The sequence below is a fragment of the Amycolatopsis sp. NPDC051106 genome, from assembly GCF_040682775.1.
In the GTDB taxonomy this organism is placed as follows: Bacteria; Actinomycetota; Actinomycetes; order Mycobacteriales; family Pseudonocardiaceae; genus Amycolatopsis.
Window position 1 is genome coordinate 1 of sequence record NZ_JBFBBQ010000169.1, and the last position, 8,408, is coordinate 8,408.

Annotated in this window: 6 protein-coding genes; 3 read left to right on the top strand and 3 right to left on the bottom strand. The window is 71.0% G+C overall.

Translation table 11 applies throughout. The features are described from left to right. Positions 1–466: 466 nt before the first annotated feature. Entirely contained in the window at positions 467–1,126 is a 660-nt protein-coding gene (lexA, locus tag AB0M83_RS47700) for a transcriptional repressor LexA (RefSeq protein ID WP_364529206.1), read from the top strand. A 242-nt stretch (positions 1,127–1,368) separates the two neighbouring features. Here the strand turns inward: lexA and AB0M83_RS47705 are convergent, their stop codons facing one another. The 3 genes from AB0M83_RS47705 to AB0M83_RS47715 all read right to left on the bottom strand — a co-directional run bounded on the left by AB0M83_RS47705 (position 1,369) and on the right by AB0M83_RS47715 (position 4,444). Beyond that, the gene (locus AB0M83_RS47705; protein WP_364529194.1) at positions 1,369–2,385 is read right to left on the bottom strand and encodes a hypothetical protein; all 1,017 of its coding nucleotides are present in this window, start codon (positions 2,383–2,385) and stop codon (positions 1,369–1,371) included. Positions 2,386–2,449: 64 nt separating this feature from the next. Next, complete coding sequence (gene hflX / locus AB0M83_RS47710) at positions 2,450–3,898, bottom strand: GTPase HflX (protein ID WP_364529197.1); 1,449 nt, start codon at positions 3,896–3,898, stop codon at positions 2,450–2,452. 42 nt (positions 3,899–3,940) lie between these two features. After that, positions 3,941–4,444 (bottom strand): winged helix-turn-helix domain-containing protein, encoded by a 504-nt coding sequence (locus tag AB0M83_RS47715; RefSeq protein ID WP_364529209.1) that lies wholly within the window; start codon positions 4,442–4,444, stop codon positions 3,941–3,943. Between the two features lie 62 nt (positions 4,445–4,506). Between AB0M83_RS47715 and AB0M83_RS47720 the strand changes: the two genes are divergently transcribed. Both AB0M83_RS47720 and valS read left to right on the top strand, forming a co-directional pair. Next, positions 4,507–5,763 (top strand): MFS transporter, encoded by a 1,257-nt coding sequence (locus AB0M83_RS47720; protein ID WP_364529200.1) that lies wholly within the window; start codon positions 4,507–4,509, stop codon positions 5,761–5,763. A gap of 9 nt (positions 5,764–5,772) precedes the next feature. Next, on the top strand, positions 5,773–8,298 hold the full coding sequence (valS, locus tag AB0M83_RS47725; protein WP_364529203.1) for a valine--tRNA ligase: 2,526 nt from the start codon (positions 5,773–5,775) through the stop codon (positions 8,296–8,298). Positions 8,299–8,408 lie beyond the last annotated feature (110 nt).

Genomic DNA, 8,408 nt, shown 5'->3' on the forward strand with positions numbered 1-8,408 from the left:
TGTCGGCGGGCGCTGGACCTCGCCGCGGCGCCCGCGCAGGACGCGGACGGGCCGGGGTGGCGCCGGGACCGGGGTCGCCGGGCGGGCGTGCCCGCGTTCGGCCAGAATGGACATCCGAACCTCCTCGAAACCCTGGTGTCCGCCCGTTTCCGGGGCCGGTGCCGGCCCGTGGATCAAGGTCGAACAGGCGTTCTATCGAACGCCCGTGCGAAGGTCTACCACCTACCACCGACAAAATCGAGCGGACACGGCGTGTCGATCGAACAGATGTTTGAAATCGTCGTGCCCGGGGGCTAACGTCGGTGACCAGGGCATCTGCCGGGCAGATGCCGCCGGCGAGGCTGCCCGCACCCGCGGGCGGCGGCCGGCGTGCGATACGTGCAGCGAACGTCTGGGAGGCGACGCAGTGGCGAAGGAGAACAAGGCGGGCAGGACCAGTGGGTCCCCCGGAGGCGGTGTGCACTCCATGCCGGAGGTGTACGACGTCGACGAGACCCTCACCGTCCGCCAGCAGCAGGTGCTCGACGTGATCCGCTCGTGGGTGAGCCGGTTCGGCTACCCGCCGAGCGTCCGCGAGATCGGCGAGGCGGTCGGGCTGACGTCGACGTCGTCGGTCTCGCACCAGCTGCGTGCCCTGCAGCGCAAGGGTTATCTGCGCCGGGACGCGAACCGTCCCCGCGCGGTCGGCGTGCTCTCGGCGACCGACGACAACCCCATGGGCATCGAGATGGACCAGCAGCCGGTCATGCCGAAGGCGGCGTACGTGCCGCTGGTCGGCCGGATCGCCGCGGGTGGCCCGGTGCTGGCCGAGCAGGCCATCGAGGACGTGTTCCCGCTGCCGCGGGAGATCGTCGGCGAGGGCGAGCTGTTCCTGCTGAAGGTCACCGGTGACTCGATGATCGACGCGGCCATCACCGACGGCGACTGGGTCGTGGTCCGGCAGCAGCCGGAAGCGGACAACGGCGAGATCGTCGCGGCGATGATCGACGGCGAAGCGACGGTCAAGACGTTCAAGCGCAAGGGCGGCCACATCTGGCTGATGCCGCACAACGAGGCGTACGACCCGATCCCCGGCGACGACGCGACGGTGCTCGGCAAGGTCGTGGCAGTGCTGCGACGTCTCTGAGGGGTGTCTCGCGGGCTATCGCACGGCCCGTGAGGTTAACCGGATCGGATGATCTTCGGCCGTGGGGAGCCGAGATCGGGAGCCAACCCGGCCGCGGTGCGGTGGGTGGACAGGAAGCCCGGCCCTGTCCACCGCCGCGCCGGTCGAGGTTTCCTTCGCGCGGTGCGCAGGACTGCGCGGCCTGAGCAGCCGCGCCCCGCACCGCGCGAAGGACGGCCACCCCCGCCGGAACCGGTGACTCGTCAGCCTCGGCGGCGGCGCACCCTGCTGAACCCGAACCAGCCGAGCCCCACCACGGCGACCGCGATGCCCGCCGCCGGCAGGACCGGCACTCCCCCGTCGTCCGACGATCCGCCGCCGCCGGCGCTCGAAGCGGGCTTTCCGTCCGTCGAAGCCGCGGCCGACCGGGCCGCCGACGCCGCCGCTCCGGGCACCGCGCGGATCGGCTCGCCGACCCCTTCACTGCCCGACAGCAAGGTCCCGTCGGGGTCGAACGCGATCGCTTCGCCCTGCTTCTCCCCCGGCAACGGGATCCGCATCGGCGTCCGCTGCAACGCCGCCGGCACGTCGCCGTCCGGGGCCGCGTACAAGTAAGCGTCGGTGTAGGTCCGCAGGGCCACCACGGTTCCGTCCGCCGACGTCGCGCCGCCCGTCACGAGCACCGAGCCGAACGAGCCCACCGGGCCGCCCTGGGTGTCGGTCTCCGCGATCTTTACCGTGCCGACCTTCTCCAGGTTGGTCGGCCCGGGGCTGGCGAGCGGCCCCTGGGGCCGGTACACGCGAGCCTCGCCGAGGATGTCCTTGGTGATCAGGTACGGCGTCCCCGCCTTGTCCACGATCAGCGCTTCGGTGTCGTGCTGGCCGTCCGGGTACGTGAGCCGGTGCAGCGTGAGCTTGCCCTGGGGACTCATCTCCAGCAGGGCGACCGTCAGCCGGCCCTTCTTGTTGTCCCCGGTGTCGGACAGCCACAGCCGGCCGTCCGGGGTCCGGGCCAGGTCCTCGACGTCGAAGGGGTCGGTCTTGTCGGTGAAGACCTTCTGGACCTTGCAGTCCCGCCCCAGCACGAACACCTGGACCTTGGTGCCGCCGTCGTTGATCGCGTAGAGCTTCGATCCGTCGGAGGCCAGGCCGGACAGCTCGCCGATCCTCGAGTCCTTCATCGTGCACAACGGCTCCGGAGCGGCCGGAGCCGCGGAAGCCGGAACCGGCCCGCCGAGCACGCCCAAAGACACTGCCGCAAATGCGACGACCCAGCGCACTCAGCCACCTCCGAGAACATTCCAGTGTGCGATCCGCTTGATCGCACACTGGAATGTAGACGTCTCAGGCCCGGCTGGCGTTGGTCTCGTACTCGCGCAAAGCCGCCGCGAAGTCCGGGCGGACCCGCACCAGCAGGCGCGTGCCGTCCTCGACGTGCTCCTCTTCGAGTACTTCGCCGTCCGCGTGCGCCCGCGCGACCAGCTCGCCGCGCGTGTAGGGCACGAGGACCTCGACGGTGACCTCCGGCCGCGGCAGGCGGTCGGCGATCACCTCGACGAGCTCCGCGATGCCCGCCCCGGTCCGCGCCGAGACCGGCACCGAGCCGGCCAGCGCGTGCCGCAGCCGGGCGAGGCTGACCTCGTCGGACGCGTCGATCTTGTTGATCACCAGCAGCTCCGGCGGGAGCGGCTCCTTGCGCTTGCGCGTGATCTCGCCGAGCACCTCGCGCACCGCGCTGACCTGCTCCTCCGGCGCCGGGTCGGACCCGTCGACCACGTGCACCAGCAGGTCCGCGTCCGCGGCCTCTTCGAGCGTCGAGCGGAACGCGTCCACCAGCTGGTGCGGCAGGTGCCGCACGAACCCGACGGTGTCGGTCAGCGTGTAGCCGCGCCCGTCCGCGGTCTGCGCGCGCCGCGTGGTCGGGTCGAGGGTGGCGAACAGCGCGTCCTCCACCAGCACCCCGGCCCCGGTCAGCGCGTTGAGCAGGCTCGACTTGCCGGCGTTGGTGTAGCCGACGATCGCCACGCTGGGCACCTCGTTGGCCAGCCGCCGCCCGCGCTTGGTCTCGCGGATGGTGTCCATGGCGGCGATCTCGCGGCGCAGCTTCGCCACGCGCTTGTTGATCCGCCGCCGGTCGGTCTCGAGCTTGGTCTCACCGGGACCGCGCAGGCCCACGCCGCCGTTCGCGCCACCCGCGCGGCCACCGGCCTGCCGGGACAGCGACGCACCCCACCCGCGCAGACGCGGGATCAGGTACTGCAGCTGGGCCAGCTCGACCTGTGCCTTGCCCTCCTTGGACCGGGCGTGCTGGGCGAAGATGTCGAGGATCAGGGCGGTCCGGTCGATGACCTTGACCTTGACCTTCTCCTCGAGCTGCCGCAGCTGGCCCGGCGAGAGCTCGCCGTCGCAGATCACGGTGTCGGCGCCGGTGGACCCGACGATGTCCCGCAGCTCCTTGACCTTGCCCGAGCCGATGTAGGTGGCCGGGTCCGGCTTGGGCCGCCGCTGGATGAGGCCTTCGAGGACTTCGGAGCCCGCCGTCTCGGCCAGGCGCGCCAGCTCGGCCAGCGACGCCTCGGACTGCAGGGCCGTGCCCTCGGTCCACACGCCGACCAGCACGACGCGTTCCAGCCGCAGTTGCCGGTACTCGACCTCGGTGACGTCCTCGAGCTCCGTGGACAGTCCCCTGACCCGGCGCAGTGACGCCCGGTCCTCGAGCTCCATCTCGCCTGTCGACGGGTCTCCGTCGTACAGGTCGTCGTCGTGGTCTTCGGTGTGTGTCAGTTCTGTCATCGTGCCTCCATGTTCCCACGATTCGCCGCGGGAACCGAACTTTTACGTGCTGGGATAGGTGGCGAGGTAGATCGCGGTGCGCTCCGCGCCGGGACGGCGGGGGCGTGCGCGGAACTCCTCGAGCAGCGATTCGAGCCGGTCTTGCAGCTCTTCGCGCTCCTCAGGGGCCACCTGGACGACGAGGCGCGTCTGCTGCACGTCCTCGAACCCGGTTTCGGCGATCTCGGCCAGATAGGCCTCGAGCACCGCCTGCTTCACACCCTGATCACCGCATGAGTCGAGTGTCCAGGAAAGCCCCGTCGAAAGATACGGAATTTCCTTCGCGCCCCGGGCTCCGCGGCGCGGCGGCTGCGCGGCCAGGAAACCGGTTTCGACGAGCTTGCGCACGTGGTGCAGGGTCGTCGCCGGGTCCCGCCCGAGCCGCTCGGCGAGCTCCTTGTTCGTCAGCGCCTCCGAGAAGGTCAACCGGATGATGCGCAGCCGTATTCCGGAGGCCAGCGCGGCGGCCTCGGCTTCGGTCGCGGCGCGTCGTTTCTCAGAAGGCACGCGCACAGCCTAGAGCGAACAGTGATTGACACTTTCCAATCACTCGCGCCAGACTCGAACCCATGCCCAGGGGGACATCACTCTTCTTCCACGCCGACTTCAGGCGGCTGTGGGCCGGCGACACGGCCAGCCAGTTCGGCACGTTCGTCGGCAACACCGCCGTCCCGCTGCTCGCCGCCGTGACACTGGCCGCGACGCCGTTCGAGATGGGCCTGCTGACCGCGGCCGAAACGCTCGCGTTCCTGCTGCTGGGGCTGCCGGCCGGGGTGTGGGTCGACCGGCTGCGCCGCCGCCGGGTCATGCTCACCGCCGACTTCACGCGCTTCACGCTGCTGCTGAGCGTGCCGATCGCCTGGTGGGCCGGCGTGCTGACGCTCGCGCAGCTGCTGGTCGTCGTGCTGCTCGTGGGCATCGCGACGCTGTTCTTCGACATCGCCTACCAGTCGTACCTGCCCTCGCTCGTCGGCCGGGAGCACCTGCTGGAGGGCAACGCCAAGCTGCAGGCCGTCCAGTCGGTCGCGCAGATCGCCGGGCCGGGCGCCGCCGGTGTGCTGGTCCAGCTGGTCAACGCCGCCAGCACCGTGCTGATCACCGGCCTCGGCTACCTGACGTCGGCGTTGTTCCTGCTGCGCATCCGCGCGAGAGAACCCGAGCCGGACCGCGGCGCCCACGCCCGGCTGCTCCCGCAGATCGGGGAAGGACTCAGGTTCGTCTTCTCCGACAAGCCGCTGCGGGCGATCGTGGGCACGACGGGCACGGCGAACTTCTTCGGCGGCGCCTTCAACGCCGTGTACGTGCTGTTCCTGACACGAACGGTCGGGCTGGCGCCGGCCGCGGTCGGCATCCTGCTGGCGATCGGCGGCGCCGGCGGCATCCTCGGCGCGCTCTGCTCGGGTGCGCTCACCCGCCGGATCGGCCAGGCGCGGGCGATCTGGCTGGTCCCGCTGTGCGCGTTGCCCGGCCACCTGCTGCTCCCGCTCGCCGCGCCGGGCTGGCGGCTCGGGCTCGCCGGGTTCGGCGCGGCCGTCGGCTGGTTCGGGATCATCATCTACAACGTCGCGGCGGTCTCCTACCGCCAGGCGATCTGCCCGGACCGGCTGCTCGGCCGGATGAACGCCAGCGTGCGGTTCGTCGTCTGGGGCGTGATCCCGCTCGGCGGGCTGCTGGGCGGCGCGCTCGGCGAAGGACTCGGGCTGCGGGGCGCGCTGTGGGTCGCGGTCACCGGCGAAGCCGCCGCGGTGCTCTGGGTGGTCTGCTCGCCGCTCCGGCACATGCGCGATCTGCCGACCGAGGCGAAAACCGGTTCTCCGGCCGCCTAGAGTTGCTTCATGAGTACCCCATACGAGCGCCCGAGAGTCCCGGACAAGGTCGGTGTCGACGGTCTGGAGGCCAAGTGGGTACCCGTATGGGAATCCACCGGCGCCTACCGCTTCGACCGCACGAAGACCCGGGACGAGGTCTATTCGATCGACACCCCGCCGCCGACGGTCAGCGGGTCGCTGCACATCGGGCACGTCTTCTCCTTCACCCAGACCGACGTGCTGGCGCGGTTCAAGCGGATGCGCGGGCTCGAGGTCTTCTACCCGATGGGCTGGGACGACAACGGCCTGCCGACCGAACGGCGGGTGCAGAACCACTTCGGCGTCCGCTGCGAGCCGTCGCTGCCCTACGACCCGGAGTTCCGGCCGCCGGAGAAACCGGGCAAGGACGTCGTGGCGATCTCGCGCCGGAACTTCGTCGAGCTGTGCGAAACCCTCACCGAGACCGACGAGAAGGTCTTCGAGGAGCTGTGGCGGCGGCTCGGGCTGTCGGTCGACTGGACGATGACCTACCAGACGATCGGGCACGACTCGCGGCTGATCTCGCAGCGCGCGTTCCTGCGCAACCTCGCCCGCGGCGAGGCCTACCAGGCCGAAGCGCCGACGCTCTGGGACGTCAGCTTCCGCACCGCCGTCGCGCAGGCCGAACTGGAAGACCGTGAACGCCCGGGCGCGTTCCACGACCTCGCGTTCACCGGTCCCGACGGCGCGGACGTCGTGATCGCCACGACCCGGCCGGAGCTGCTGCCCGCGTGCGTCGCGCTGGTCGCCCACCCCGATGACGAGCGGTTCAAGCCGCTCTTCGGGAAAACGGTGCGGACGCCGGTGTTCGGCGTCGAGGTGCCCGTGGTGGCGCACCACCTGGCGGACCCGGAGAAGGGCCGCGGCATCGCGATGGTGTGCACCTTCGGCGACACCACCGACGTCACGTGGTGGCGTGAGCTGCGCCTGGCGACGCGGGTCGTGCTGGGCCGCGACGGCCGGTTCCTGCCCGACGCGCCTCACGGCGTCCCGGCGGAGAAGTACGCGCCGATCGTGGGCAAGACCGTCCACACGGGACGCGAGATCATGGTGCGCCTGCTGCGCGAAACCGGTGCCCTGCAAGGGGAACCGCGGCCGATCACGCACTCGGTGAAGTTCTACGAGAAGGGCGACAAGCCCTTGGAGATCGTCGCGAGCCGGCAGTGGTACCTGCGCAACGGCGGCAACGACGAGGCGTTCCGGGCGCGCATGCTGGCCCGGGGCGAGGAACTGAACTGGGTGCCGAAGCACATGAAGGTGCGCTACTCGTCGTGGGTCGAGAACCTGGCCGGTGACTGGCTGGTCAGCCGTCAGCGGTTCTTCGGCGTGCCGATCCCGTTGTGGTACCGGCTCGACGCGCACGGCGAGCCGGACCACGACGCGCGGCTGCTGCCGGACGACTTGCCGGTCGACCCGAGCAGCGATGTCCCGCCGGGCTTCACCGAGGACCAGCGCGGCGTCCCGGGCGGGTTCGTCGCCGAAGCGGACGTGATGGACACGTGGGCGACGTCGTCGCTCACGCCGCAGATCGTCGGCCGCTGGAGCGTCGACGACGACCTGTTCGCGCGGGTGTTCCCGATGGACCTGCGGCCGCAGGCGCACGAGATCATCCGCACCTGGCTGTTCTCGACGGCGGTGCGCGCGGAGCTGGAGCACGGCGTGCTGCCGTGGCGGGAGGCGGCGATCGCGGGCTGGGTGCTCGATCCGGACCGCAAGAAGATGTCGAAGTCCGTCGGCAACGTGATCATCCCGGTGGACCTGCTGGAGCGCTTCGGCTCGGACGCGGTCCGCTACTGGGCGGCGAGCGCGCGCCCGGGCGTCGACACGGCGGTGGACGAAGGCCAGATGAAGGTCGGCCGCCGCCTGGCGACGAAGCTGCTCAACGCGAGCCGGTTCGTGCTGGGCCTGGGCGTGCCGTCGCCTTCCGCGGTGGCGGCCGAGCCACTGGACCGGGCGCTGCTGGCGTCGCTGGCCGTCGTCGTCGAGCAGGCGACGGCGGCGCTGGAGGCGCTGGACTACGCGCGGGCGCTGCAGGTGACGGAGACGTTCTTCTGGACGTTCTGCGACGACTACGTCGAGCTGGTGAAGGGCCGCGCGTACGGCGACAGCGGTCCCGAAGGAGCTTCGTCGGCCCAGGCGGCGCTGGTGACGGCGTTGTCGGCGGTGCTGCGGCTGTTCGCGCCGTTCCTGCCGTTCGCGGCCGAGGAGGTCTGGTCGTGGTGGCAGCGCGGATCGGTGCACCGGGCGTCCTGGCCCACGGTGTCGGCGTCCGACGGTGATCCGGAGCTGCTGACGCTGGCGGGCGAGGTGATCGCGGCGGTGCGCCGGGCGAAGACGGACGCGAAGGTGTCGATGCGCTCGGCGGTGGAGACGCTGACGGTGACCGGCCCGCCCGAGGTACTGGCGCGGTTCACGGCGATCGAGCCGGACATCCGCGTCGCCGGGACGATCGCTTCGGTGGAGACACGCGAAGGCGACTTCGCGCTCCAAGCGAAGGTCGGCGCCCCGGCCTAGCGCCCCAATGTGGCGTTGGTTGCGTCCCACGCACCCAATGTGGCGTTCGGTGCGTCTGACGCACCATGGGCGGTGGCGTCGGGCGGGTGGATCTCGTCGTCGAACAGGCC

Bases quoted from the DNA above. Each gene is read 5' to 3' on its own strand.
- hflX (WP_364529197.1), bottom strand. From the start codon at position 3,898: ATGACAGAACTGACACACACCGAAGACCACGACGACGACCTGTACGAC.
- AB0M83_RS47720 (WP_364529200.1), top strand. From the start codon at position 4,507: ATGCCCAGGGGGACATCACTCTTCTTCCACGCCGACTTCAGGCGGCTG.
- lexA (WP_364529206.1), top strand. From the start codon at position 467: ATGCCGGAGGTGTACGACGTCGACGAGACCCTCACCGTCCGCCAGCAG.
- valS (WP_364529203.1), top strand. From the start codon at position 5,773: ATGAGTACCCCATACGAGCGCCCGAGAGTCCCGGACAAGGTCGGTGTC.